Raw genomic sequence first — 25,759 nt, forward strand, 5'->3', positions numbered from 1 at the left:
GCGAATGTTCGGGTTGGAACACAATAATGGTGGCAATAAACAACCCTGTGGGAGCTGGTTTGCCAGCTCCCACAGGATTTACGTCAGGTTTAGAGGATGTTGGAATAGTCCGCCTCAATCCGGTCCAGACTCAAATGGTTGAGGAAATTGGAGAAACACATCCACGCCGACAAAGCATTCAAATCACGGAACTGGTCCGGCAGATATTTCGGCGCCACCACCAGCCCCTCATCCACCAACTGGCGCAAGGTGCGCATGTCTTCCAGGGTGGTTTTGCCGCAGAACAACAGGGGAATCTGCTCAAGCTTGCCCTTGCGCACGGCCAACTGAATGTAGTTGTAAACCATGATGAAGCCCTTGAGGTAGGACAAGTCTTTGGTGAATGGCAGACCCGTCGGCGTCGAGCCACGGAAAACCCGACTGGCGTTGCCATAGCTTTCCGCCATTTCAAAGCCCTGCTCGCGGAAGAACTCGAAGATCTGCAAGAAGTCCGCACCCTCCTCGACCATGTGAATGGCGCGAGTACGGTTGGTCAGTTTGCGCAGACGGCTCGGGTAGGAGGCGAAGGTGATGATTTCCATCAGGATCGCCAGGCCTTCCTGAGTCACCGTTGACGACGGCGGGCCCTTGGACAGAAAGGTGCAGATCGGCTGGTTCAAACCATTGAGCGTAGTGCCGACGTGCACCAGACCCTCGTGAACTTCCAGTGCGCGCACGTCGCGATCGTTGAACATCGCGTCGGTGCGGATCTTGATGTAGTCGGCGCCCGCCGCCGCGTCGGCAACGATGCCGTCGGACTCGAACACGCGAATGGTTTCCTCGGCCTCGCCGAACACTTTGTTCAGACGGGTTTGCAGCAGGTGCACGGCGTCCTTGGCGGTGAGGGTTTTCGGCTCGTCCTTCAGGTCGCCACGGCCATCGATGTTGTTCAGATAGTCGGACATCATCAGGCCGAGGTCGGCCAAGGTCGGGTCACCGGCGTGGAATGCGTCGGACGCAGCGCCGTACAACTCTTGGGAGATCAGACCGAAATCTTCGGTGCCGCGCGCTTCGAGCATACGCACCACCATGCGGTATTCCTTGCACATGCGCCGCATGATCTGCCCGACCGGGTTGAACTGGCCGAGCTGGCGAGTGATGTCGCGCTCGATGTTCTGGAATTCCAGTTTGACCTTGCTCGAATCGAACGCCAGCGGCCGGTTCAGGTAGTAGTCGCGATCCACCGCCGGCATTTCCTTGCCCTTGGCCTTGAGAAAGCCCTTGCGGATGCTTTCGTCCCACTTGACCGCATCAAGAACACGGATCGGCGTCTGCGCCAGCACAATGCGATCGGACAATATGCGTATCGACTGCTGGTAATCGTCCACCCGAAACTCCTGTAAAAAACGTGACGTACTGAATTATTTCGCGCCGGCCCTGCGCTGATAGCGCGCCGCTTCGACAAAGACATCGGAATTGGCCGGATCGTCGAGGTAAGCGAAAACTTTATCGAAGTTGCTATCGACCAGAACGCCATCGCCGTCGTCGGTCTGGAAGGCCTGACCGTCGAGGGCTTTGTGCTGGATTGCCTGATTGATCTGCTCGAGATCGAGGTTGTACACCACCAGTTCATGTTTGTCGGTAAGTTCGAAACCGGCGATGGTGTAGTGGCCACCGAACTGCGCCGGCACTTTCGCCGACAGGTACCAGCGATTGCCACGGTGCGAAACGGTGAACGGATAGGCTTCGCGCTCACGGGGTTTGGCTTTGAAATAGGTGACGGCCTGATAACGGTTGTTGCCCAGACGGGTCAGCTCAAGGTTCATAGGCTCGCCCCAGGCATTGACGCTCGACCACTTGCCGAGCAGGCCCATGGGCGCCGGATCACTGGTGGACAGCGGCGACTTGAACGTCACCAGACAGCCACTGAGCAGCAGGAACGACAAGGCGATCAGCACGCCACGCCAGGCTTTCATTCGACACTCCCTATGAACCTGAATCACCTTCCCCTGTAGGAGCTGCCGAAGGCTGCGATCTTTTGATCCTGATCTCTAAAAGCAAGATCAAAAGATCGCAGCCTTCGGCAACTCCTACATTGGGATCCGCATCAGACGAACCACATTGCGTTACACCGAAGCCAGCACCAAATGCATATACCGCGTCAGAATGCCCAGCATTTCTTCCTCGGCCAAAGGCTCGGCGTCGTTGAGCAGGCCCTGATATTCCATCCGTCCGATAATCGCCGTCAACACCTTGGCATCTTGCTGCGGTTCACGCGAGCCCAATACCTGAAACAACTGGCAGGTGCCCTGCAGCAAAATCTGCTGATGCGAGCGCACCAGAATCGCCAGGCGCGGGTTGAGCAGCGCTTCCTGACGGAATGCCTGCTCGGCCATCAAATGCTCGCGACGGTTGAGCAGCTGTCGTTGCACGTAATCGGCCATCAACCGCGCAATATTGTCGGCCAGTTGCGAGCGCGACTCGGGGCTGCCGTCGCCGCTGACGACCATATCGCGCAGCAGCCCTTCGTTGTTGTTCCACAGCTTGGCCATGTATTCGGCACTGCGTTCAACGTATTGGGCAAAGGTATCGGTGAGCAGGTCATCGATGTCCTTGAAGTAATAAGTGGTGGCCGAGAGAGGCACCGCCGCTTCGGCAGCCACGGCACGGTGGCGTACGGCGCGCACCCCATCACGCACGACAATGCGCATCGCCGCATCGAGAATGTCCTGACGACGCTGCTCACTGCCCTGTCGGCTGGCCTTGCGACCCTGGTACTGAACACTTTCAGCGACCGCAGTGGCGATACCCGCTGCACCTTCTTGAGCGATTGCAACCATCACGACAGGCATTCCTCTGTTATTTGAAAAGTAACCAAACGATACATTTGTACCAGACAGGCAATAAAAAGCCGCCTGTTTTAGGCGGCTTTTTAACTGAAACGTTTACGCTTGCGGTCGCATGTGCGGGAACAGGATCACATCGCGAATCGACGGCGAGTTGGTCAGCAACATCACCAGGCGGTCGATGCCGATACCTTCACCGGCCGTTGGCGGCATGCCGTACTCCAGCGCGCGAACGAAGTCGGCGTCGTAGTGCATGGCTTCGTCGTCGCCGGCGTCCTTGTCGGCCACCTGCGCCATGAAGCGCTCGGCCTGATCTTCCGCATCGTTCAACTCGGAATAGGCGTTGGCGATTTCACGGCCACCGATGAACAGCTCGAAACGGTCGGTGACGTTCGGGTTGTCGTCATTGCGACGCGCCAGCGGCGACACTTCGAACGGGTACTGAGTGATGAAGTGCGGCTGCTCCAGCTTGTGCTCGACCAGTTCTTCGAAAATCATCACTTGCAGCTTGCCCAGACCCTCGAAGCCCAGCACCTTGGCGCCGGCCTTCTTGGCGATGGCGCGAGCCTTGTCGATGTCGTTCAGATCATCGGCGGTCAGCTCAGGGTTGTACTTGAGGATCGAGTCGAACACCGACAGGCGCACGAACGGCTCGCCGAAGTGGAACACCTTGTCGCCGTAAGGCACGTCGGTGCTGCCCAATACCAGCTGCGCCAGTTCACGGAACAACTCTTCGGTCAGGTCCATGTTGTCTTCGTAGTCGGCGTAAGCCTGGTAGAACTCCAACATGGTGAATTCAGGGTTGTGACGGGTCGAGACGCCTTCGTTACGGAAGTTGCGGTTGATCTCGAAAACCTTCTCGAAACCGCCAACCACCAGACGCTTGAGGTACAACTCAGGCGCGATACGCAGGAACATTTCCATGTCCAGCGCGTTGTGGTGGGTTTCGAACGGCTTGGCCGCAGCGCCGCCGGGAATGGTTTGCAGCATTGGCGTTTCGACTTCGAGGAAGTCGCGCTGCATCAGGAAGCTGCGGATGTGCGCAATCACTTGCGAACGTACGCGGAAAGTCTGGCGCACTTCTTCATTGACGATCAGGTCAACGTAGCGCTGACGGTAGCGTTGTTCGGTGTCGGTCAGGCCGTGGTGCTTGTCCGGCAGCGGGCGCAGCGACTTGGTCAGCAGACGCACGGTGGTCATTTCAACGTACAGGTCGCCTTTGCCCGAACGGGCCAGGGTGCCTTCGGCAGCAATGATGTCGCCCATGTCCCAGGTTTTCACCGCGGCCAGGGTTTCTTCGGACAGGGTCTTGCGGTTGACGTAGACCTGAATGCGACCGGTCATGTCCTGGATCACCATGAACGAGCCACGGTTGAGCATGATGCGACCGGCAACCTTGACCGGGATTGCAGCCTCTGCCAGCTCTTCCTTGGTCTTGTCCGCGTACTGTTTCTGCAACGCATCGCAGTAGTTGTCGCGGCGGAAGTCGTTCGGGAAGGCATTGCCCTTGGCGCGCTCGGCAGCAAGCTTTTCCTTGCGCAGGGCGATCAGGGAGTTTTCTTCCTGTTGCAGGGCTTGCGGATCGAGTTGTTGGTCGCTCATGTCTTTAGATATTCCATCAGGTTCGTTGCCCCCGGGCCTTGCAGCCCGGGGATCGCCAGCAGGGCTGGCTCCTACAGGGATCGCGTTGAATCAGCCGATCCTGTATTGCGTCTTTTACAGCCCCGATTTCAGGCTGGCTTCCAGGTATTCGTCGATGTCGCCATCGAGCACCTTGTCGCAGTCGCTGCGTTCGATGTTGGTCCGCAGGTCCTTGATTCGCGACGCGTCGAGCACGTAAGAGCGAATCTGGTGACCCCAGCCGATGTCGGACTTGGTGTCTTCCAGCGCCTGGGAAGCGGCGTTGCGCTTCTGCATTTCCTGCTCGTACAACTTGGCCCGCAGCATTTTCATGGCGGTGTCCTTGTTGGCGTGCTGGGAACGCTCGTTCTGGCAGCTGACCACGGTGTTGGTCGGCACGTGAGTAATACGTACGGCCGAGTCGGTGGTGTTTACGTGCTGACCACCGGCACCCGAGGAACGATAGGTGTCGATCCGCAAGTCTGCCGGGTTGATTTCGATTTCCACTTTGTCATCAATCTCTGGCGAGACGAAAACCGCGGAGAACGAGGTGTGGCGACGGTTGCCGGAGTCAAACGGGCTCTTGCGCACCAGACGGTGCACGCCGATCTCGGTCCGCAGCCAGCCAAAGGCGTATTCACCCTTGATGTGCACGGTCGCGCCCTTGATCCCGGCGACTTCACCGGCGGACAGTTCCATGATGGTCGCGTCGAAACCGCGTTTGTCAGCCCAGCGCAGGTACATGCGCAGCAGGATGTTGGCCCAGTCCTGGGCTTCGGTGCCGCCGGAACCGGCCTGGATGTCCAGGTAGGCGTTGTTCGGGTCCATCTCGTGGCTGAACATGCGGCGGAATTCGAGCTTGGCCAGGTTGGCCTCGAGACGGGCCAGTTCAGCGACGACATCGCCCACTGCGCCTTCGTCGTTTTCTTCGACAGCCATGTCGAGCAGGTCGCGGCAATCGGCCAGACCGCCGTTCAATTCGTCGAGGGTATCGACGATTTGCGCCAGCGCAGAGCGCTCGCGGCCCAGCTCCTGGGCGTATTCAGGTTTGTTCCAGACACTCGGATCTTCAAGCTCGCGATTGACTTCAGTCAGACGCTCATGCTTTTGATCGTAGTCAAAGATACCCCCGAATAGTTTCGGAGCGCTCGGACAGGTCCTTGATGGTGTTCAGGATCGGGTTGATTTCCATGGCGGGCAGCACTCGTTGGCGAACTTTTGAAAGCCGGCGAGTATAACGTAATCGGGCTGTAACGGCAGCCCGTCTGGCGGCTTCATGGGGAATGGAATGAGGTTTTCTGTCGGTGTTGAGATTGCCTGCCCTCACCCTAGCCCTCTCCCAGAGGGAGAGGGGACTGAATGGGGGATGGTCAAGAGTTACGCCGACCTGAAATGACTTTATCGAATCCATAAACCCCAAGCTTATAGATCCATAATCGCCAAGGTCATTCAGGTCGATGTAGGACCAAAGACACCTCGGTCTGCCCCCTCTCCCTCTGGGAGAGGGCTGGGGTGAGGGGAAGGCCGTTACTCGATGCCGACCTGATTACGCCCGTTGTTCTTCGCCAGATACAACCCGCGATCCGCCGCCGAGATCAGCAACCGGCAGTCGCTGCCCGCCTGCGGCACCATGGTCGCCAGACCAATGCTGATAGTCAGGCTCGTCCCTTCGCTGGGCGCAATGTGTGGAATCTTCAATGAAGCCACGGTCTGGCGCAGTTTTTCCGCTACCAGCCGTGCGCCGCCCGGTGAAGTATTCGGCAGCACCAGCGCAAATTCCTCGCCACCGTAACGCGCTGGCAAGTCCGACGGGCGCGCACTGGCATCGCGAATGGCCGTGGCGACCTTGCGCAAGGCTTCATCGCCTTCGACATGGCCGAACGTGTCGTTATAGGACTTGAAGTAGTCGACGTCGATCATCAGCAACGACAACTGGCTCTGGTCACGCAACGAGCGGCGCCATTCCAGCTCCAGGTATTCGTCGAAGTGACGGCGGTTCGATAGCCCGGTCAGGCCGTCGGAGTTCATCAGGCGTTGCAGCACCAGGTTAGTGTCGAGCAGCTGCTGCTGACTGACGCGCAGCGCACGGTACGCCGCGTCCCGTTGCAGCAACGTCATGTAGGAGCGCGAGTGATAGCGGATGCGCGCCACCAGTTCAATGGTGTCCGGCAGCTTGACCAGATAATCGTTGGCCCCCGCGGAGAACGCCGCGCTCTTGATCAGCGGGTCTTCCTTGGTTGACAGGACAATGATTGGAATGTCCTTGGTCGCCGGGTGATTGCGGTACTCGCGCACCAGACTCAAGCCGTCGAGACCGGGCATCACCAGGTCCTGGAGAATGACCGTCGGCTTGATCCGCACCGCTTGCGCAATGGCTTGATGCGGGTCGGAGCAGAAGTGGAAGTCGATGTTTTCTTCGTTCGACAGCCCACGGCGCACGGCTTCGCCGATCATCGCCTGATCGTCTACCAACAACACCATGGCGGCATTTTCGTCGGTTTTAATGTCGTCGATCTGTAAGTCATTCATGGGCTGTCACCTGAGTACCGCGGGGGCCAGGATTGCGGATAAAACTGTTCATAGGGACCGAGGATTTTCAGGCCTTTATCGAACTGACAAACAAACGCGATGAGCTTGAGAAAAAAATCGAAGCGCGTTATTCCCAATGGGTCTCGGCTACCGGTGGCAAGTCAGCGCCACCCGGAGTGCTGTTTGTCAGCTTGCAAAAGCAGTGGTACGACCTGAACACAGAGGCTGAGCGGATTCAGACCACCGCCGAAGCACGCGTTCGAGCACTGAAGCCTCCCCGCCTCTTCCTCTGGGACGCGGAGAGCTACAAGCCAAAACCCCTCGAACGTCTGGCCAAAACCAACATTCCGCTGCGCGAACTCAGCAGTGCTTCTTCCACATCGATCCTTAACCACATCAGCCTGAAACATCTGGCTCAAGCGGGTGGCAACGCGTTCCAAGGCCAACTTAAAGAGCTGGCGACCAGTTTGCCCAAGTCGATTGCCAAAGAAGCAGACGATGATCGTGTGTTCAGTGATTGGCTGGAACAGGAAGGCGCGCTGCAATTCGATGAAAAAGGCCCATGGTTCGATGAGCATGGTCTGTTCCTGCCAGAAAAATTCTTCGCTGCGCTGGAAGCCAAAGGCTACAAAGTCGAAAGCATCAAAGCCGAAGCCAAGAAAAAAAGCTGGGGCGAAAACCTCAAAGCCATGGTTTTCGAAGATAAACAGCTTCGTAACCTCATGCTTTTTGACAACAGCCCGCAGGCCCAACTGGTGCGCTGCCTGCTACCGGAAGGTGCCAACCTGCTGACCGAAGTCAAAATGGAAGGGCCCACGTTGAAAAGTGGCAGTCCCCAACTCGCCAACGTTGAGGTCGCGCTGGATGTGGCTGCATGGCGAGGGGAAGTGACCTTGCTGAAATTCGAGTACCCCAAACGGGCCAAGGCCGAGCCTTGGACCGCTCAATACACCGCCCACGACGGCAGCGTTCGCAGCGTCAACTTCGGCAAACTATCCCTTGATCTGGAGGCCAAGGCCTGGGGATTCGCCGGTGCGAGCCTCATGCTGTCGCGCGATCTCACCCTCGATCAAAAAACCGGTTACACCAGCCTTGTCGGTGTGGACCTTGCCGAGAAATCCGGCGACCTCGCCAAGTACGAGATATTCGCCGGCGCCCAGGCCGGATGCAAAGTCACCGGCAAACTGTTCTGGTGCCCGCCACCCAGCGTCCTCCCCCCTGCCCCAGTACCCAATCGCGTATTAGCCAACCAATGGCGCCCGTTGGCCAAACTGGAAGTCGAAATGGCCGTAGCACTCGGCGCAGGCATGTCGGGCGATATGCACCTTCGCATGCAAAACGGACACCTTTTACTGTCAATCAAGGGCTCACTGGTCTGGGGCGCGGGGGTTAAAGGTTATTTGACCTTTGAGGTAGGCTACGACAGCATCGTTGCATTGACGGAACTGGTGCGACAGGAAATGGCCGCGAACCAATACAAGGATCTAGATTGGGTGGATAAAGAAGCCTCAGCCTATATGGAAAAACTGAGCTTCCTCGGCGCCACAGGTATTGATGTGGTATTTGCGTACGTGCGTGGGTATGCAATTGTTAAAGAGATTTTTGATGCGCTGACCGAAGGGGATCGGGGTGGGCAGATTGCTTACACTCTCGTTCTAGATAATGAGCAGCAAGCAATGCAGGATTGGGTATACAACCTACTCCCTCAAGCTTTCGGCCCCTTACTGATGACACTTAGTTCTACACCCAGAGCTTTTTCAGTACAGGCCGAACAAGAAAATAGAAGTTTCAACGAAGAAGAGGCACAACAGCTACAACAGCGGGCAATTGAACGCTGTTTAAATTGGATATCTACCAAGCCTGATGCAAACAAGCAATTTGAAGAGTCTATTATTTGCATGAATCGGGACGGTACCCGACCGACGCAAGCTGGTTTTTCATATTGCAAGAACAAACTTAATCTTGATTCATTTATGGCAGAACCTGTGATGCCTCTTGACAATACAAGCATTCGCGCACGCGCCCGATATCGTGATCACGCATCAAAACTCGGCGCCCGCATAAATAGTTTCTGCGAATATAGTATAACTTATAAAGGACCTGCATTCGCCCCAACAAAAAACATTAAAGCAACCTACAAGGGTCCTAACATTGATCAATAAAATCATTACAATCTTTCTTCTTTCAATTTTTTTTTCTGGTTATGCCGTTGCTGAAATCACGCCAGAGCAACAGATAGCAAAAGAGCAAGGCCTAGCACTCTTTCAGCAAAATAATTGGCATAAATCCCAACTCTTACTAGAGGATGCAGCAACAGCCGGCGACCAGACCGCACAGTATTATCTAGGTGAAGCAATACGCTTGAGTAAGCGTTACACAACTGCCGAAGCAAAAAAATGGTACGAAGCAGCAGCTGAACAGGGCAATCTTTATGCAATGCTGCGCCTGAGCAATAAAGATGATCTTTGCAGTGAATTAGGAAGCTGCGACGGTCGGAGCGCAGGGGAATGGCGAGAACAGGTTTTAAAATTAGCCCACGAGCGCGCTGAAAAAGGCGACACAGAGGCGATGACTGTTTTATTCATAACCAAACAAGGTCTTAAATGGTTAGAAAAAGCTGCGGAAGCAGGAGATCACATAGCACAAAATACTCTTGCGGGAGTTTACAAAGACGGAGATGGATGGTTCTTGGTCCCTGGCAGTCGAGATAAGGCTGTTAATAAATGGTACAAATTATCCGCTGAAGGTGGTTACCCACGAGCCATGTATCTTTATGCCAACTACTTATATACGCACGGCGGAAAAAAAGAAGAAATGGCCTACTGGCTGAGAAAATCCGTCGAAGGTGGATATATTAATGCAATCGGCACCTACGCACTTAGCGTAGCTCATATCCCAGATGACTTAGGGTATCCTCAAGATTTAGTGCAGGCGTATGGGCTTGCCTATTTACTTTCAAAGCTTGAGGGCGGTGGAATTGCTTCCGAAGATGGAAAAGAAATTCTTCCTGAAATTGCCGAAAAAATGACAGAAGATCAAGTTAAGCAAGGTGTGGCATTCGCCAAAGATTGGGAAAAAACGCGCCCTCCGCTTTCGTATTACGTTCCGATTTATGGCTATTGAAAGTAATAAAAAAGCACCAATCAAATGTAAAAGATCTTATTCAAAAATTAAGACAACCAAAGAACTTCACCCAGGAACCATGTATTGATTAAGAAACTATTTTTCGGCGCGCTAACTTCAGTCATCTTTTGCAGTTCCGCTGCTGCCGAATTAACAGCTTTGCAAAAAACAGCTAAAGACTCCGGCATTGCGTTGTTTCGCCAAAGTGATTGGTATGATTCTCAACCGCCTCTAAATATAGCGGCAGAGGCGGGAGACTCAGAAACTCAATATTATTTAGGTGAAGCGATTCGTCTCAGCAATCGCTACACAACTGCCGAAGCACAGAAATGGTACGAAGCCGCAGCCGAGCAGGGCAGTCTTTACGCGATGCTTCGACTGAGTAATGAAGAAGATTTGTGCGGAGCTATGGGTACCTGCTCCGGAAAGACCGCAGCAGAATGGCGAGAGCAAGTTTTAGAAAAAGCAGGCGAGCGAGCGGAGAAAGGTGATACGGAGGCAATGACTGTTCTATTTACGGCGGGCCAGGGTCTGTCGTGGCTAGAGAAAGCGGCTGAAGCGGGTGATAGTTATGCCCAACAACTTTTGGCTAGCGCTTATAAAAGTGGCGCTGGATGGTTCTTGATTCCTGGCAGTAGAGAAAAAGCAATAATCAAATGGTTTAAAGCATCATCTGAAGGTGGTAACCCAAGAGGTATGTTCCTCTATGCGAACTATTTATATGACCATAACGGCAGTAAAGAAGATATAGCATACTGGGTCAAAAAAGCAGCGGAACACAGCCACATAGATGCAGTGGGCACCTACGCATACAAAGTTTCAGACCCATCTAACGAACTAGGTTACCCAGAAAATCTGGCTGAAGCTTATGGCTTGACGCTTTTACTTTCGAAACTCGGGGCAGGCTCAGCACCTGAAGATGCGAACAGACTGCTCCCAGAACTGGAAAAAAAAATGAGCCCTGAAGAAATAAAAAAAGCAACGGAGTTCTCTAAAGACTGGGAAAAATCTCACGCGCCTTTATCTTATTTTGACCCCATTTACGGGTACTAGTCATACCGCTACAACCAGAGAAAAACAAACAAAACAAGGGAGATGGATTTATTTAATAACAACTACAACTAAATGAACCCATCCTATTTTGCTGACTCTTTTTAACCGTTTTAGCACCATACCCACGACTTCAAAGTCATTATCAACGGATCGAACATTGATCAATCGAGCAATCTTAAGTTTTCTTATACTCCTTTTCTTATCCAACGCTTCCGCTGGACAACTGAAAGAGTTCGAGGCAAAAGCCAGAGATAAGGGAGCTATTCTTTATCAACAAGGAGCATGGACTTCCTCGCAACCGTTTCTGCGAGTTGCGGCCGAGGCCGGCGATAAAAAGTCTCAATACTTTCTGGGCGAGGCGATACGACTGAGTAATCGATACATGACGGAGGAAGCCAGAAACTGGTACGTAGCTGCGGCACATCAGGGCTACCTATACGCCATGTTACGTCTAAGCAGTAAAAAGGATCTGTGCAACTTATTAGATGATTGTGCAGGGAAAGTTAATATTGACTGGAGAGAGCAAACTTTAAGAATTGCTCGTGAGCGTGCCGAAAAAGGTGACACTGAGGCAATGGTTGTGCTGTTTACAGCAAATCAAGGATTGGAATGGCTAGAAAGGGCCGCTGAATCGGGTGATACGTATGCTCAAAAACTACTCGCTAGTGCTTACAAAAGTGGAGAGGGCTGGTTCTTGATACCCGGCAGTCGCGAGAAAGCAATTAAAAAATGGTTTAGGGCTTCAGCAGAAGGAGGTTACCCCCCGGGTATGTACCTGTATGCAAACTATTTATATGAACACAATGGCAGTAAAGAAGAGATCGGAAGTTGGCTCAAAAAAACAGCCGAGTCCGGGCATATAAACGCACTAGGGGGCTATGCACTAAACATCGCCCATCTTCCAGACACTTATGGATTTCCTCTAGATTTGGTTAAGGCTTACGGCTTCACCTACTTAATAGCAAACCTCAAAGGCGGAGCAATCGCACCGGAAGACGCAAGATTGAATCTCCTGGAAATTGCAAAAAAGATGCAACCTGAAGAAATAAAACAGGGAATCGCACTTTCTAAAGAATGGGAAAATAATCACCCCCCTCTTTCTTACTATGCTCCCATTTACGGCTACTAAGCTGTTTCGCTGAAGGGTAGGTTTGCAAAACGCAGAATTTCATCAACACAAAATTGCAAAAAAATCGCAGCCCAACGCTGCGATTTTTTCTTTCGTACCGTTTACACAGCAGCCAACCGCACCTGCTTCTCCAACTCCACCTTCAACCCCGGCTCCAGCTTCAACTGCCGCGCCAATTCATCCAGGTAGCTCTTCTCCATAAAGCTCTCCTCGTCCACCAGCATCACACTGGCGATGTACATCTCTGCCGCCATCTCAGGCGTGCTGGCCGCGCGGGCGACGTCTGCTGGGTCGAGGGGTTTGTTGAGTTCGGCGTGTAGCCAGTGTTGCAGTTCCTGATCGTTGTCGAGTTTGGTGAATTCGCCTTCGATCAGTTGGCGTTCTCGGTCGTCGATATGGCCGTCAGCTTTGGCGGCGGCGACGAGGGCCTTGAGGATCGCCTGGCTGTGCAACTCGACCTGCGCTGGAGGCAAGCGGTCGAGGGTTTGGGGTTCGCCTTGTGGTGCGGTGCCTTTTTGCGCGTTCCAGTTGCCGTAAGCCTTGTAGGCCAACACGCCCAGCGCGGCGAGGCCGCCGTAGACAGCGACTTTGCCGCCGACATTACGCGCCTTTTTACTGCCGAGCAGCAGACCCATGGCGCCCGCCGCCAATGCACCACCACCCGCGCCAGAGAGCAGACCGCCAAGGCCACCGCCGCCGGAAGACCCGCCAAGCAAGCCACCCAAGCCACCGGCCGCCGATTTGTTCTGCGATCCGCCGGCCTTGTTCTGTAACAGATCCTGGCCGGATTTGAGAAGTTGATCGAGCAATCCACGGGTGTTCATGTTCCGCCTCCAAACTGGGGTTATCAGGATCTATAAGGCCCTCAGCCTAGTTCGAAAGTGCCCCGGAGAGACTCACAAGTGTGCTTCCAGATGTTGCTCGCCCTCGCCGCCACGGCCAGCCTCTTGACTACGCGTACAGCGAGCATTTCCTTCAGACAAAAAAGGGCGGACTGTTAAGTCCGCCCCTTCTTCATTTCAACTCAAAACCGCGAAACACTCCTCATCGCGTCCACCAGATAGCGCATCGCTATCCGGTCGCTCTCCGAAAGCTCTCGATAACGCTCCACCAGTTTCAGTTCATCAGAGCTGAGCCTGCGTCTTCTACGGCCGCTGCCCAGGCAGGGAAAGATGCCCAACATGTCGGTGATGCCTTGTATTTTTACCATGGACGATGTCCTTCTCTAATACGTCAAAGAACTGCTAAACCACCACATCGCCCTGCCCTTTTCAGCAGCGTCGAGTGCCCCACCGGTCTGAACGTTCGCGACCGGTCATGCCCATAGAATAGAAATTAATTCGGCGCTGGAAAGAGTTATTTAGAGTAATTAGTCGAGAAAAGCAGATATGTCGTATAAATCAGAAAGCGCTGTCGGAAAAAATACAGACATGTCTTGTTTCATTGCCAGTCAACGTCTTGTAATCAATCATTTCTGCTCGACAATCGAACGGTTTAAGCTGTCCGGCATCTGTTTATAGTCCGTTGCGTTTGGTCGAAGGCTTGTCCGAACCGTTTTTTATGATCCAGCACGTGCCAGGAAAGGCGCGGGATTGCACACGACAGGTTGTATTTATGCACCGCAGGAATTTGCTCAAAGCGTCCATGGCCATTGCGGCTTACACCGGTCTTTGCGCCACCGGCCTGCTGGCCAGTCGTGCCTGGGCTGCCAATGGTGGCGCCGCCGATGGCGAGGCGCAGTCCTTCGATTTCGAAGCGCTGAAGCGTCAGGCCAAGCAACTCGCTGGCAACGCCTATCAGGACACCAAACAGGTGCTGCCGCCGACCCTGGCGACCATGACCCCGCAAAACTTCAACGCGATCCGCTACGACGGTGAGCATTCGTTGTGGAAGGAGAACAAGGGTCAACTGGACGTGCAGTTCTTCCACGTCGGCATGGGTTTCCGCCAGCCGGTGCGCATGTACAGCGTAGATGCCAAGACCCGCACCGCCCGCGAGGTGCATTTCCGTCCGGCGCTGTTCAACTATGAAAACACCTCGGTCGACACCCAGCAGCTCAAAGGCGACCTGGGTTTTGCCGGTTTCAAGTTGTTCAAGGCTCCGGAACTTGATCGGCATGACGTGCTGTCGTTCCTCGGCGCCAGCTATTTCCGTGCAGTCGATGCCACTGGCCAATATGGCCTTTCGGCGCGCGGGCTGGCGATCGACACTTACGCTAAAAAACGCGAAGAATTCCCTGACTTCACCAAGTTCTGGTTCGAGACGCCGGACAAGAACGCCACGCGTTTTGTGGTGTATGCCCTGCTCGATTCGCCGAGTGCCACCGGCGCTTACCGGTTCGACATCGATTGCCAGGCTGAACGCGTGGTGATGGAAGTCGACGCACACATCAATGCGCGTACTGCCATCGAACAATTGGGCATCTCGCCGATGACGAGTATGTTCAGCTGCGGCACCCACGAGCGCCGTATGTGCGACACCATTCACCCGCAAATCCACGATTCGGATCGCCTGGCGATGTGGCGTGGCAACGGCGAGTGGGTCTGCCGCCCGCTGAACAACCCGGCAACCCTGCAATTCAACGCGTTTGCCGACAAGGATCCGAAAGGCTTTGGCCTGGTGCAGACCGACCATGAGTTCGCCAACTATCAGGACACCGTCGACTGGTACAGCAAACGTCCGAGCCTGTGGGTTGAACCTACAACCGCGTGGGGCGAAGGCTCTATCGATCTGCTGGAAATTCCTACAACCGGCGAAACCCTCGATAACATCGTGGCGTTCTGGACACCGAAAAAACCGGTGGCTGCCGGGGATTCGCTGAATTACGGCTACAAGCTCTACTGGAGCGCCCTGCCGCCGGTGAGTACGCCACTGGCGCGGGTGCACGCCACGCGTTCCGGGATGGGCGGTTTCGTCGAAGGCTGGGCACCCGGCGAGCACTATCCGCCAGTCTGGGCGCGTCGTTTCGCCGTGGACTTCAACGGCGGCGGTCTCGATCGCCTGCCGCCAGGCACCGGGATTGAGCCGGTAGTCACCTGCTCGAACGGCAAGGTGCAGGACTTCAGCGTGCTGGTGCTGGATGACATCAAGGGCTATCGGATCCTGTTCGATTGGTATCCAACCAATGACAGCGTGGAGCCGGTTGAGCTGCGGTTGTTCATCCGTACCAATGACCGCACGTTGAGTGAGACCTGGTTGTACCAGTACTTCCCGCCGGCGCCGGACAAGCGTAAGTACCCTTGAGGGATCTCTAGCGTCTGATCGGACCCCATCGCTGGCAAGCCAGCTCCCACAGTGGTTGGAGTTGAACGCAGATTTTGTGTAAAGCGCCAAACCTGTGGGAGCTGGCTTGCCAGCGATGACGGCAGCACCAGCAATAAATTACTGAGGCATAAAAACAAAGCCCCGGCCATCACTGGTCGGGGCTTTTTGCTTTACCGCTACTGACTCAGTCGCGCAGATCAGACTCATGAATCGGCTGATCACGATGGGTCGCGCGCTGATATTGCGCCGGCCACACCGCTTTGCGTCCCCCCAGATCATCATCGGCGTGCAGCGGCCAGTACGGATCACGCAGCAGCTCGCGAGCGAGGAAGATGATGTCGGCCTGACAGGTGCGCAGAATGTGCTCGGCCTGGGCGGGCTCGGTAATCATTCCCACAGTGCCGGTGGCAATGCCTGACTCCTTGCGCACGCGTTCGGCGAAGCGGGTTTGGTAGCCCGGCCCAACGGGAATCTCAGCGTTGGCTGCGGTGCCGCCCGACGAAACGTCGATCAAGTCCACTCCGAGGGTGTGCAGGCGACGCGCCAGCTCCACGGTTTCGTCAGGGTTCCAGCCGTCCTCGACCCAGTCGGTAGCCGACACGCGGACAAACACCGGCAACTCTTCCGGCCAGACAGCGCGAACGGCTTCGGTGACCTGCAGCACCAGGCGAATGCGATTTTCGAAGGAGCCGCCGTACTGATCCCGCCGTTGATTACTCAGCGGCGACAGAAACTGATGCAGCAGGTAACCATGGGCCGCATGCACTTCGACCACACTGAAGCCCGCCGTCAGCGCGCGCTTGGCGGCATCCACAAAGGCTTGAATGACGTCAGCGATCTGCGCCTCATCGAGCTGTTTCGGTTGGGTGTGTTGCGGGTCGAAGGCAATCGGTGAAGGGCCGACCGGCGTCCAGCCACCATCATCGGGTTTGACGCTGCCATGCTTGCCGATCCACGGACGGTGAGTGCTGGCCTTGCGCCCGGCGTGAGCCAGTTGAATGCCGGCGACCGCGCCCTGAGCAGTAATGAATCGGGTGATGCGTTGCAGCGGTTCGATCTGGTCGTCGTTCCACAGGCCAAGGTCTTCGGCGGTGATCCGCCCGTCAGCCGTGACCGCCGTGGCTTCGGTGAATACCAGCCCGGCGCCGCCCACCGCGCGGCTGCCGAGGTGCACCAGATGCCAGTCGTTGGCCAGGCCGTCGACGCTGGAGTACTGGCACATGGGCGATACGGCGATGCGGTTGGGCAGGGTCAGTTGGCGAAGGTTAAAAGGTTCAAGCAGCAGACTCATGGGGCACCTCTCAAATCAGTGGGCAGGCTCCAGGGTTCTGTTTGAAAAGTCGACGAGTGACAGGAAAAGGTGCAGCACCCGCCCCCGCGGGCAAAAAATTCGACAAGACGTCACAAGGCCAATCAAGCAGTGCTTAGAGCCTAGTCGACAACCGGGGATGAGGGAGGGTTCAGAGTAATTCTGTGTGTGAAAGTCCGCCTTCGCGAGCAGGCTCGCTCCCACAAGGACAACACCGTACCTGTGGGAGTGAGCCTGCTCGCGAAGGGGTCAGCGCGGTTCGATGTGGGCAATCATCAGTTGCACGGTCTCGTTGCCACGAAACTCGTTGACGTCGAGTTTGTAGGCCAGTTCGACCCATTGAATCGTCGGGTTGGGCCAGATATCACGATCGATACCGAACGCAATGCCGTCGAGTTTCACCGAGCCGCATTCACTTTTCAGCACCACTTTCAGGTGACGCTCGCCGACTACGCGCTGCTCGACCAACTGGAACACACCGTGGAACAGCGGCTCAGGAAAGTGTTGCCCCCACGGCCCGGCATGGCGCAGGGCGCGGGCCAGTTCGAGATGGAATTCTTCAACGGCCAGCGTGCCATCGGACAGCAAGCGCCCGGTCAGGTCCTCTTCGCGAAGCTGCCTGCGCACTTCGGCGTCGAATGCTTCGGCGAATAACGGAAAATTTTCTTGCGACAAGGTCAGGCCAGCCGCCATCGCGTGGCCACCGTACTTGGCAATCAGGTTAGGGTGTTGCGCCGCGACCACGCTCAACGCATCGCGAATATGGAAACCCTGCACCGAACGCCCGGAGCCCTTGAGCAAACCGTCGCCAGCGTCGGCAAAGGCAATGGTCGGACGGAAATAACGCTCTTTCATCCGCGAGGCCAGAATACCGATAACACCCTGGTGCCATTCAGGATCAAACAGGCACAGGCCAAACGGCATCGACTCGACGGGCAGATCCTTGAGCTGGGCCAGCGCTTCACGCTGCATGCCCTGCTCGATGGATTTGCGATCCTGATTCATGCCATCCAGTTGCGCGGCCATTTCCCGGGCGAGGTTGGTGTCGGCGGTGAGCAGGCATTCGATGCCCAGGCTCATGTCATCCAGACGCCCGGCGGCGTTCAGCCGTGGGCCGACGATGAACCCCAGATCGGTTGAAGTGATGCGCGCTGCATCACGCTTGGCCACTTCGAGAATCGCTTTGATCCCCGGCCGCGCGCGCCCGGCACGAATCCGCTCCAACCCCTGATGCACCAGAATCCGGTTGTTGGCGTCCAGCGGCACCACGTCAGCGACGCTGCCCAGCGCCACCAGATCGAGCAGTTCGCCGATGTTCGGTTGCGGCGCGTTCTCGTACCAGCCGAGGCTGCGCAGGCGCGCCCGCAAGGCCATCAACACGTAGAAAATCACCCCGACCCCGGCCAGTGCCTTGCTTGGGAACTCGCAGCCCGGCTGGTTTGGATTGACCAGCGCATCGGCCAACGGCAGTTCATCGCCGGGCAAGTGGTGGTCGGTGATCAATACTTTGAGCCCGGCCTTCTTGGCGGCAGCCACACCTTCGACGCTGGAGATGCCGTTGTCGACAGTGATCAACAATTGCGGCTCACGGGTCAGCGCAACTTCGACGATTTCCGGGGTCAGGCCGTAGCCGTATTCAAAGCGGTTCGGCACCAGATAGTCGACATGCGCCGCGCCCAACAAACGCAAGCCGAGCATGCCGACGGTGCTGGCCGTCGCGCCATCGGCATCGAAGTCACCGACGATGAGGATGCGCTGACGTTGTTCCAGCGCCGTCACCAGCAGGTCTACCGCGGCCTCGATGCCCTTGAGTTTCACAAACGGGATCAAGTGCTTGAGGCTCTTGTCCAGCTCCACCTCGGACCGCACGCCCCGCGCCGCGTACAAGCGGGTCAGCAGCGGCGGCAGATCACCGAGAAATGGCAGAGTGGCAGGCAGTTGGCGAGGTTCGATGCGCATGGGGTGACGGAGACTTCTCTTGAATACGTAGGATTAATCAGCGATGGCGCGAATCAGCCGCGCTCGCCTTGCAGCCATTGCAACTGGACTTCGTGTTGACCACGGTCGTCGGTGACGAAAATCGTCCCTTCGCTGATCATCACGTCCCACTTGATGACGCGGGGCATGTCCTTGGCCAGGGTTTCCAGGACTTCTTGCGGGACGGCGGCGATGTTGACGTTTTTCAGGTTCTTGATCGCCGGGATCACCTTGGTTTCCCACACGCGCAGGCTGCCATAGGCGAGCAGGCTGGTGCGCTCGGTACGGCGCGAGCACCAGGTCAGACGGTCGGAATCAGGCTGGCCGACTTCGATCCAGTGCAGGACACGGTCGTCCAGGCTTTTTTCCCACAGCGCAGGTTCATCCACATCTGACAGACCACGGCCAAACGACAACTGCTCGTTGTACCAGAGGGCGTAGGCCAGCAACCGCACGGTCATGCGCTCTTCGGTCTCCGAAGGGTGACGGGCGATGGTCTGCTTGACGCTCTCGTAGACACTGCGGTCGAGGTCGGTGAGGTTCAGTTCAAATTTGTAAGTGGTGGAAGGCTGGGCCATGAACGGGCTTCTTGATACGAGGAAAGTCGGCAAGTCTAACCGATGCGGTAGGCAATCATCGAATTGATGGCGATCAACTTGGGGCGCCTGACGGCCGGCTATGTTAAAACGCTGTATACGCTCAGCCTTGTCCTACAGGATTCTGTATGCCGTTCGCCAATAAACCGCTCAGCGGTGTGAAAGTCATTGAATTGGGTACGTTGATTGCCGGGCCATTTGCCTCGCGCATTTGCGGCGAGTTCGGCGCCGAAGTGATCAAGATCGAATCGCCGGACGGCGGTGATCCGCTGCGCAAATGGCGCAAGTTGTACGAAGGCACGTCCTTGTGGTGGTTTGTTCAGGCGCGCAACAAGAAGTCGCTGACGCTGAACCTCAAACACCCTGACGGTTTGGCCATCCTGAAAAAACTGCTCGCTGAAGCCGATATCCTGATCGAGAACTTCCGCCCGGGCGTATTGGAAAAACTCGGTCTGAGCTGGGAAACCCTGCACGCCTTGAACCCGAAACTGGTGATGGTGCGCCTCTCAGGCTTTGGCCAAACCGGGCCGATGAAGGATCAACCGGGTTTCGGAGCCGTGGGCGAATCCATGGGTGGCTTGCGCTACATCACCGGTTTCGAGGATCGACCGCCGGTGCGCACCGGGATCTCCATCGGCGATTCGATTGCGGCGCTGTGGGGCGTGATCGGCGCGCTGATGGCGCTGCGTCATCGTGAGGTCAACGGCGGTTTGGGCCAAGTGGTTGATGTCGCACTGTATGAAGCAATCTTCGCCATGATGGAAAGCATGGTGCCGGAGTTCGACGTGTTCGGTTTCATCCGCGAGCGCACCGGCAACATCATGCCCGGCATCACGCCCTCCTCGATCCACACCAGCGCCGACGGCAAGCATGTGCAGATCGGCGCCAATGGCGATGCGATTTTCAAGCGTTTCATGCTGACCATCGGCCGTGAAGATCTGGCCAACGACCCGATGCTGGCCAGCAACGACGGGCGCGACAGTCGACGTGACGAGTTGTATGGGGTAATCGATCGCTGGGTCAATTCGCTGCCACTGCAAACCGTGCTGGATCTGCTCAATCAGGCCGACGTGCCGGTCAGCCGGATCTTCAGCGCCGAGGACATGTTCACCGATCCACAATATCTGGCCCGGGAAATGTTCCTGCACGCCAAATTGCCGGATGGCAAACCCTTCAAGATGCCCGGCATCGTGCCGAAACTCTCAGAGACACCGGGCTCCTCCGAATGGGTCGGGCCGCAGCTTGGTGAACACAATGCGCAGGTACTCCACGATCTTGGCTACGACGAGAAGCAGATCGCCCGGCTGCGTGAAGACGGAGCCATTTGAGCTGAAACGCCTGCAGATATCGGACGCTCCAAACGCCCTCCACTGGTGGACGTGGCGGCTGTTCGGCCTGTTGTTTCTGCTGGCCCTGCCGGCCTGGGCACAGGCGAAACCGACGTTGATCTGGTTACTGCGCGACATGCCGCCACTGACCATTTTCGAAGGTCCGAAAAAGGGTCAGGGAGTCATCGACCACCTGATGCCGATGCTGATCGCCGGCATGCCGCAATACGAACACACGCTGATGCGGGTCAACCGCGCCCGGGGCATTCAGATGCTTCAAAACGCAACCTTCACGTGCGACCCGTCGCTGATGTGGAGCAAGGAGCGGGCGCAATGGATCGCTTTTTCCATCCCGGCGTTCCGCGCTGTCAGCAATGGGCTGGTGGTGCGCCAGAAAGATCACGACGTATTGGCGCCTTTTCTGGTGGACGGTGAGGTCGATCTGGCGGCGCTCCTGGCCAATGGCGAAGAAAAGGTCGGCGTCGTCGCGGAGCGCAGTTACGGTGAGTTGGTCGACAATTTGCTGCGCCAGGCACCGAAGGATTCACTGACCGCTCATTACGGCAACGACGCCCTGAACAGTCTGCTGCTGATGCAGCGCCTCGGGCGGTTGCAGGTGGTCTTGGGATACTGGCCGGAGATCCGTTATCAGGCTCAATTGGCGCACATTGCCGAAGACGAATTGCGCTTCTATCCGATTCGCGACAACGGCAAATATCTTTCGGGTTACATCGGCTGCTCCAACACGCCTCAGGGGCGCCAGGCGATCACCGAGATCAACCAGTTGCTGCGCACCCTCCCTCACGATCCATTGAACCAGCGCTACGCCGACTGGCTCGATCCTGAGAGGCGCACCGATTACGTCGAACAGGCCCGAAGGTTTTTCGAAAATCAATCGGCGCATTGAATAAATTGCGGACAAAAGAAACCCCGAGAAGTGGGGAGACGACTCGGGGTTAAACGTGGCCTACATAAAGGCCAGTAGCAGCAAGCGACAAGCACCGGAGCACAATGCTTGATCTTGCTGTTACGGGGTCTGACTGACAGGGATGCAGGAAGGTTCCCACAAAGGACATTTCATTTTTCAAACCGCCGGACGCTTATCCAGAGCTGCATTGCGCAAGGCCGCGATCACGCAGGGTTCCAGGCGTCCTTCGGCAATCAGGATGTCACGGTGCAGGCCGTCGACAACATCGGTCAACTGACGCTTGTCGGTCAGTTGCGCCTGATTGAATTCACGTTCCACCACAATCGCGCCGCTGCTGTTCTTCAAGCTCACCAGGCATTCGCCATGAGCACCGTTTGGAGACAACGAAACCTGATACGGGCTCAGAGCCTCACCGAGCAATAGACTGATACTTTCCATCTCGATCTCCACTCAATAGTCCGAAAACATTGTGTCTGGGGCATGTCTACAGTAAATGACAATCGGCCCGAGAAGAAAGTTCTGTATTCCGGTCGCAAGCATTGGAGTGTCACCGGTCTGTCAGAGCATGCACGGCGAAGGTGACAGAAAAAAAACCGTACGCATCAAACCTCGGCGGGTTGCAGGGGCGCGATCAGGTAACTGTCCAGCAAACCTCGCATCAATACCGCCGATACCGGCGTTTGCAGACGTCCCAACAGTCGCAATCGATGAGTGCTCAACAGCGGCCCGAGATCGTTCAGCAGTCTCGGTGCGACCGCGCCCAATAGAATCAGCGCACGCGCCTCACGCTGCACCGCCAGATGCTGGATCAACGCCAGGCCATGGCCGCCCTTGAGCTGTGGATCGCAAATGGCGATGTCGACCGCACCACGATGATCCAGCGAACACAAGGCCGATGCCAGCGACGGCGCGGTGAGTACGTTATAGATGCCGATGGCATTGAGCATTTGATGCAATGCCATCATCTGAAACGGATCGGGTTCAAGAATCAGGACTTTAAGCGAGCGCATGGGCGACCTCTGGGGCGACAATCGCGGACTCACACCGCATTTATCGTCCACTCTAGGGCAGCCCTCTTAAGCCTCCCATCGGAAAAGTAGCCGCGTCTTATAGGACATTTCCGATCTTCAGTGCTGACATCGGCACCCACTTTCCGTCCGACGCTGGGTTATGTCCGTCCACCCGCCCAGCAAACCACGCAGATTGCCGTCGGCACTGTAGAACGGCACGGTCCACTGATAGACCTCGCGGCGACCGCTCTTGAGCTGCAAATAGCGCTTGCTGAAGCGCGACTTGCGCGTGCGCAACTGCACCATGAACTCGTTGTGCAGCATCAGCGCTGTCGCTTCGGGCAACGCATCGCTCTCGATCAATAGCCGCCCCTGAATCTGATCCAGCCGAACCGAAAGCGCCTCTTCGTAACTGCGGTTGCACATGATCAAACATCCCTGCAGATCACGAACGAATATCGGATCGGGCATGGAGTCGATCAGCGCATGTTGAAAGGCCAATTGATCGCCAAGGCTTTTCTCGGCCGCGCGCCGCTGCTTGATGACCACCGTCAGCCGTCGGTTCCACACCAGCGAGAGCAGGCCGAATATGCCAGTGACTACCGCTGCCCAACAGCCCCACTCAATTATCCGTTGCCAGAGCGAAGGCGCCGGAGCCGGGGATATACCCTCCAGCCATTTGAGGCGAATGGCGCGCAGTTCGGCCGCGGGAAACGCCTCCAGCGCCTTGTTGAGGATACTCAAGAGTTCGGGCATGCCTTTGCGTACCGCCAGGTGCTCAGCCTCCCACTTGCCCTCCACCAGAGCGCCAACCTTGAGCAACCCCAATGGATAAAGCTGCGCACCGATTTCGTTTTCGATGGTTGCGTAGGCCTCACCGCTCTCGACCAGTGCCCGCGCTTCGGCGTAGGTCTTGACCGAGCGGATCTCGATCGATGGGTATTCGCGGCGGATCACATTCTCCAGAGCATGCCGGGCCGGTAGCACCAGCACCCGCGTGGCCAGTTGCTCCAGAGACTCGACCGATGGCGCTCCGGCGCGGCCGACAAACACCCACCCTGCGCCGCCAAATGCATGACTGAAATCCAGAAACACTTTGCGCTCATCGCTCATGGCCAGGGTGGTACTCATCTCCGCCTGCCCACTCTCGAGACGCTCAAGCATCTGATCGGTGGAAAACGACTCGTGATGCTCAAACCGCAGCCCGGTCATCGCAGTGACGCGCTTGAGCACATCAATGTTCAGACCGCTCCAGTGCCCATGTTCATCCTGAAACAGATACAACGGGTACTGCACCGACGCCACCGTCACCTTGGGGTTGTCGCGAATCCATTGGCGCTCGCGGGCGTCCAGCTCGACAGGCTGGACGCCAAGCAAGTCGGCGTTTTCATGCAGTGCCAGTTGCGCCGCCACACTGCAGCGCACCAGTCCCATCACTGCGAAAAAGACCAGGCAAACCAGTGCCGGTTTCAATCCTCTATAAAACAGCATTGCCACATCCTTCGTGATCGACTCACCCGTCCTTCGTGGGTGAAAACCCGAACAGTGTGGCAGTAGAAACAAAAAAGCCCGTCAGGAGACGGGCTTCAAAATGTGACAGCTTTCGCGGGCTTAAAGTGGCTTGCCGCGGTTGCCATGCTGGCTGACAAAGGCCTGCACGGCTTTCAGGTCATTCGGCAGAACGGTGCAGCGCTCATTTCGCTCAAACAAATCAGAAAGATGTGCAGGGAGCTCGAGAGCTTTTCCTACACCGGCCTTCTCCACCGCATCCGGGAATTTCACCGGATGGGCAGTACCCAAAATGACCATCGGGATGTCCAGGCTGCGACGGCACTCGCGCGCGGCTTTGACACCGATGGCCGTGTGCGGATCCAGCAGTTCACCGGTCTGCTCGTAAACGTCGGCAATGGTTTCACAGGTCTGCGCATCGTCGACGGCCAACGAGTCGAACAGTTTGCGGGCTTCGGTCCAGCGCTCTTGTTCGACGCTGAACCCACCGCCCTGCTTGAACGAATCCATCAGCCCGGCAATCGCTGCTCCGTTACGACCGTGCAGGTCGAACAGCAGGCGCTCGAAGTTCGACGAGACCATGATGTCCATCGACGGCGACAATGTCGCGTGCAGGGTTTCCTTGACGTACTGGTTACCGCTCATGAAGCGGTGCAGGATGTCGTTGCGGTTGGTGGCGACGATCAACTGGTTGATCGGCAGGCCCATGTTGCGCGCCAGGTAACCGGCGAAGATGTCGCCGAAGTTGCCGGTCGGCACCGAGAACGACACCGAACGCGCCGGGCCGCCCAACTGCAGGGAGGCGTGGAAGTAGTAAACGATCTGGGCCATGATCCGCGCCCAGTTGATGGAGTTCACTGCCACCAGACGCGTGCCTTTGAGGAAGCTTTGGTCGGCGAAGCTGGCCTTGACCATTTCCTGGCAGTCGTCGAAGTTGCCTTCAATAGCGATGTTGTGGATGTTCTCGCCGAAAATCGTCGTCATCTGGCGACGCTGCACTTCGGACACACGGTTGTGCGGGTGCAGGATGAAGATGTCGACATTTTCGCAGTGCTTGCAGCCTTCAATGGCAGCCGAACCGGTATCACCCGAGGTGGCACCAACGATCACCACGCGCTCGCCGCGCTTTTCCAGCACGTAGTCGAGCAGACGACCGAGCAGTTGCAGGGCAAAGTCCTTGAACGCCAGGGTTGGGCCGTGAAACAGTTCCAGCACCCATTCGTTGCCGTTCAGTTGACGCAGCGGCGCGACGGCACTGTGCGAGAACACGCCGTAGGTTTGTTCAAGAATCTTTTTGAAATCGGCGTCCGGAATGCTGCCGGTCACGAACGGTCGCATAACCCGAAAGGCCAGCTCGTGATACGGCAGGCCAGCCCAGGAAGCGATTTCTTCCTGCGTGAAACGTGGCAGGACTTCCGGGACGTACAGACCGCCATCGGTGGCGAGACCTGCCAGCAGGACGTCTTCGAAATTCAGGGCCGGTGCCTGGCCGCGGGTACTGATATAACGCATGAGGGCAAACCTTTGGTTTGAGCTGCAAGCTTCAAGCTACAAGCGCA

General features: G+C 56.5%; 22 protein-coding genes. 7 read left to right on the forward strand and 15 right to left on the reverse strand.

Features of this window, described 5'->3' with window-relative positions:
- Positions 1 to 89: 89 nt before the first annotated feature.
- The 6 genes from IEQ42_RS02895 to IEQ42_RS02920 form a co-directional block, all read right to left on the reverse strand.
- Positions 90 to 1,367: a flavohemoglobin expression-modulating QEGLA motif protein gene (locus IEQ42_RS02895; protein WP_150594558.1), complete on the reverse strand. Its 1,278-nt coding sequence runs from the start codon at positions 1,365 to 1,367 to the stop codon at positions 90 to 92.
- A 33-nt stretch (positions 1,368 to 1,400) separates the two neighbouring features.
- The gene (locus tag IEQ42_RS02900) at positions 1,401 to 1,955 is read right to left on the reverse strand and encodes a hypothetical protein (RefSeq protein WP_210702490.1); all 555 of its coding nucleotides are present in this window, start codon (positions 1,953 to 1,955) and stop codon (positions 1,401 to 1,403) included.
- Positions 1,956 to 2,105: 150 nt separating this feature from the next.
- Positions 2,106 to 2,819 carry a TetR/AcrR family transcriptional regulator gene (locus tag IEQ42_RS02905; protein ID WP_115146368.1) on the reverse strand — a complete coding sequence of 238 codons (714 nt, stop codon included), beginning with the start codon at positions 2,817 to 2,819 and terminating at the stop codon, positions 2,106 to 2,108.
- A gap of 105 nt (positions 2,820 to 2,924) precedes the next feature.
- Positions 2,925 to 4,427: a lysine--tRNA ligase gene (lysS, locus tag IEQ42_RS02910; protein ID WP_047299888.1), complete on the reverse strand. Its 1,503-nt coding sequence runs from the start codon at positions 4,425 to 4,427 to the stop codon at positions 2,925 to 2,927.
- Positions 4,428 to 4,541: 114 nt separating this feature from the next.
- Positions 4,542 to 5,637, reverse strand: a protein-coding gene (gene prfB, locus IEQ42_RS02915) for a peptide chain release factor 2 (protein ID WP_150594562.1) whose coding sequence is annotated in 2 segments (ribosomal slippage) — positions 4,542 to 5,564 and positions 5,566 to 5,637 — 1,095 coding nt in all. Because the reading frame shifts where the segments join, the coding sequence is not laid out codon by codon here.
- Between the two features lie 335 nt (positions 5,638 to 5,972).
- On the reverse strand, positions 5,973 to 6,974 hold the full coding sequence (locus IEQ42_RS02920) for a response regulator (RefSeq protein WP_042560882.1): 1,002 nt from the start codon (positions 6,972 to 6,974) through the stop codon (positions 5,973 to 5,975).
- Between the two features lie 32 nt (positions 6,975 to 7,006).
- Between IEQ42_RS02920 and IEQ42_RS02925 the strand changes: the two genes are divergently transcribed.
- The 4 genes from IEQ42_RS02925 to IEQ42_RS02940 all read left to right on the forward strand — a co-directional run bounded on the left by IEQ42_RS02925 (position 7,007) and on the right by IEQ42_RS02940 (position 12,279).
- Positions 7,007 to 9,136 carry a hypothetical protein gene (locus IEQ42_RS02925; protein WP_210702491.1) on the forward strand — a complete coding sequence of 710 codons (2,130 nt, stop codon included), beginning with the start codon at positions 7,007 to 7,009 and terminating at the stop codon, positions 9,134 to 9,136.
- Positions 9,126 to 10,097, forward strand: coding sequence for a tetratricopeptide repeat protein (locus IEQ42_RS02930; protein WP_210702492.1), 972 nt, complete (start codon positions 9,126 to 9,128; stop codon positions 10,095 to 10,097). The genes IEQ42_RS02925 and IEQ42_RS02930 overlap by 11 nt, the downstream gene beginning before the upstream one ends.
- An 84-nt stretch (positions 10,098 to 10,181) precedes the next feature.
- Complete coding sequence (locus IEQ42_RS02935; protein ID WP_210702493.1) at positions 10,182 to 11,150, forward strand: tetratricopeptide repeat protein; 969 nt, start codon at positions 10,182 to 10,184, stop codon at positions 11,148 to 11,150.
- Positions 11,151 to 11,307: 157 nt separating this feature from the next.
- The gene (locus tag IEQ42_RS02940) at positions 11,308 to 12,279 is read left to right on the forward strand and encodes a tetratricopeptide repeat protein (RefSeq protein WP_210702494.1); all 972 of its coding nucleotides are present in this window, start codon (positions 11,308 to 11,310) and stop codon (positions 12,277 to 12,279) included.
- Between the two features lie 101 nt (positions 12,280 to 12,380).
- Here IEQ42_RS02940 and IEQ42_RS02945 read toward each other — a convergent pair whose 3' ends face one another.
- Both IEQ42_RS02945 and IEQ42_RS02950 read right to left on the reverse strand, forming a co-directional pair.
- Positions 12,381 to 13,103 carry a tellurite resistance TerB family protein gene (locus tag IEQ42_RS02945; protein WP_047299878.1) on the reverse strand — a complete coding sequence of 241 codons (723 nt, stop codon included), beginning with the start codon at positions 13,101 to 13,103 and terminating at the stop codon, positions 12,381 to 12,383.
- Positions 13,104 to 13,303: 200 nt separating this feature from the next.
- Complete coding sequence (locus tag IEQ42_RS02950; RefSeq protein ID WP_210702495.1) at positions 13,304 to 13,489, reverse strand: hypothetical protein; 186 nt, start codon at positions 13,487 to 13,489, stop codon at positions 13,304 to 13,306.
- A gap of 404 nt (positions 13,490 to 13,893) precedes the next feature.
- Here IEQ42_RS02950 and IEQ42_RS02955 point away from each other — a divergent pair, with 404 nt between their 5' ends.
- Positions 13,894 to 15,522, forward strand: a complete 1,629-nt coding sequence (locus IEQ42_RS02955) for a glucan biosynthesis protein D (protein WP_210702496.1) — start codon at positions 13,894 to 13,896, stop codon at positions 15,520 to 15,522.
- Between the two features lie 205 nt (positions 15,523 to 15,727).
- On the opposite strand, the gene IEQ42_RS02960 is transcribed toward IEQ42_RS02955, so the two are convergent.
- The 3 genes from IEQ42_RS02960 to IEQ42_RS02970 all read right to left on the reverse strand — a co-directional run bounded on the left by IEQ42_RS02960 (position 15,728) and on the right by IEQ42_RS02970 (position 19,407).
- Complete coding sequence (locus IEQ42_RS02960; RefSeq protein ID WP_042557840.1) at positions 15,728 to 16,834, reverse strand: NADH:flavin oxidoreductase/NADH oxidase; 1,107 nt, start codon at positions 16,832 to 16,834, stop codon at positions 15,728 to 15,730.
- Positions 16,835 to 17,101: 267 nt separating this feature from the next.
- Positions 17,102 to 18,811: a single-stranded-DNA-specific exonuclease RecJ gene (recJ, locus tag IEQ42_RS02965; RefSeq protein WP_210702497.1), complete on the reverse strand. Its 1,710-nt coding sequence runs from the start codon at positions 18,809 to 18,811 to the stop codon at positions 17,102 to 17,104.
- A gap of 53 nt (positions 18,812 to 18,864) precedes the next feature.
- Positions 18,865 to 19,407 (reverse strand): YaeQ family protein, encoded by a 543-nt coding sequence (locus IEQ42_RS02970; RefSeq protein ID WP_042557838.1) that lies wholly within the window; start codon positions 19,405 to 19,407, stop codon positions 18,865 to 18,867.
- A 146-nt stretch (positions 19,408 to 19,553) separates the two neighbouring features.
- On the opposite strand from IEQ42_RS02970, the gene IEQ42_RS02975 reads away from it, so the two are divergent.
- Positions 19,554 to 20,753, forward strand: coding sequence for a CaiB/BaiF CoA transferase family protein (locus tag IEQ42_RS02975; protein ID WP_042557837.1), 1,200 nt, complete (start codon positions 19,554 to 19,556; stop codon positions 20,751 to 20,753).
- Entirely contained in the window at positions 20,734 to 21,660 is a 927-nt protein-coding gene (locus tag IEQ42_RS02980; RefSeq protein WP_395593405.1) for a TIGR02285 family protein, read from the forward strand. Before IEQ42_RS02975 ends, IEQ42_RS02980 begins: the two co-directional genes overlap by 20 nt.
- Positions 21,661 to 21,837: 177 nt before the next feature.
- On the opposite strand, the gene IEQ42_RS02985 is transcribed toward IEQ42_RS02980, so the two are convergent.
- The 4 genes from IEQ42_RS02985 to thrC all read right to left on the reverse strand — a co-directional run bounded on the left by IEQ42_RS02985 (position 21,838) and on the right by thrC (position 25,712).
- Complete coding sequence (locus IEQ42_RS02985) at positions 21,838 to 22,119, reverse strand: DUF3509 domain-containing protein (protein ID WP_042557835.1); 282 nt, start codon at positions 22,117 to 22,119, stop codon at positions 21,838 to 21,840.
- A 164-nt stretch (positions 22,120 to 22,283) separates the two neighbouring features.
- On the reverse strand, positions 22,284 to 22,691 hold the full coding sequence (locus IEQ42_RS02990; protein WP_210702499.1) for a response regulator: 408 nt from the start codon (positions 22,689 to 22,691) through the stop codon (positions 22,284 to 22,286).
- A gap of 117 nt (positions 22,692 to 22,808) precedes the next feature.
- The gene (locus tag IEQ42_RS02995) at positions 22,809 to 24,182 is read right to left on the reverse strand and encodes a transporter substrate-binding domain-containing protein (protein ID WP_210702500.1); all 1,374 of its coding nucleotides are present in this window, start codon (positions 24,180 to 24,182) and stop codon (positions 22,809 to 22,811) included.
- A 120-nt stretch (positions 24,183 to 24,302) separates the two neighbouring features.
- Complete coding sequence (gene thrC, locus IEQ42_RS03000; protein ID WP_210702501.1) at positions 24,303 to 25,712, reverse strand: threonine synthase; 1,410 nt, start codon at positions 25,710 to 25,712, stop codon at positions 24,303 to 24,305.
- Positions 25,713 to 25,759 lie beyond the last annotated feature (47 nt).

This window comes from Pseudomonas iridis (assembly GCF_017980685.1).
Classification (GTDB): Bacteria; Pseudomonadota; Gammaproteobacteria; order Pseudomonadales; family Pseudomonadaceae; genus Aquipseudomonas; species Aquipseudomonas iridis.

Coding starts and splice junctions, on each gene's coding strand:
- IEQ42_RS02970 (WP_042557838.1), bottom strand. CDS start 19,407: ATGGCCCAGCCTTCCACCACTTACAAATTTGAACTGAACCTCACCGAC.
- recJ (WP_210702497.1), bottom strand. CDS start 18,811: ATGCGCATCGAACCTCGCCAACTGCCTGCCACTCTGCCATTTCTCGGT.
- IEQ42_RS02985 (WP_042557835.1), bottom strand. CDS start 22,119: ATGGAAAGTATCAGTCTATTGCTCGGTGAGGCTCTGAGCCCGTATCAG.
- IEQ42_RS02995 (WP_210702500.1), bottom strand. CDS start 24,182: ATGCTGTTTTATAGAGGATTGAAACCGGCACTGGTTTGCCTGGTCTTT.
- lysS (WP_047299888.1), bottom strand. CDS start 4,427: ATGAGCGACCAACAACTCGATCCGCAAGCCCTGCAACAGGAAGAAAAC.
- IEQ42_RS02950 (WP_210702495.1), bottom strand. CDS start 13,489: ATGGTAAAAATACAAGGCATCACCGACATGTTGGGCATCTTTCCCTGC.
- IEQ42_RS02975 (WP_042557837.1), top strand. CDS start 19,554: ATGCCGTTCGCCAATAAACCGCTCAGCGGTGTGAAAGTCATTGAATTG.
- IEQ42_RS02905 (WP_115146368.1), bottom strand. CDS start 2,819: ATGGTTGCAATCGCTCAAGAAGGTGCAGCGGGTATCGCCACTGCGGTC.
- IEQ42_RS02920 (WP_042560882.1), bottom strand. CDS start 6,974: ATGAATGACTTACAGATCGACGACATTAAAACCGACGAAAATGCCGCC.
- IEQ42_RS02990 (WP_210702499.1), bottom strand. CDS start 22,691: ATGCGCTCGCTTAAAGTCCTGATTCTTGAACCCGATCCGTTTCAGATG.
- IEQ42_RS02900 (WP_210702490.1), bottom strand. CDS start 1,955: ATGAAAGCCTGGCGTGGCGTGCTGATCGCCTTGTCGTTCCTGCTGCTC.
- IEQ42_RS02960 (WP_042557840.1), bottom strand. CDS start 16,834: ATGAGTCTGCTGCTTGAACCTTTTAACCTTCGCCAACTGACCCTGCCC.
- IEQ42_RS02945 (WP_047299878.1), bottom strand. CDS start 13,103: ATGAACACCCGTGGATTGCTCGATCAACTTCTCAAATCCGGCCAGGAT.
- IEQ42_RS02955 (WP_210702496.1), top strand. CDS start 13,894: ATGCACCGCAGGAATTTGCTCAAAGCGTCCATGGCCATTGCGGCTTAC.
- thrC (WP_210702501.1), bottom strand. CDS start 25,712: ATGCGTTATATCAGTACCCGCGGCCAGGCACCGGCCCTGAATTTCGAA.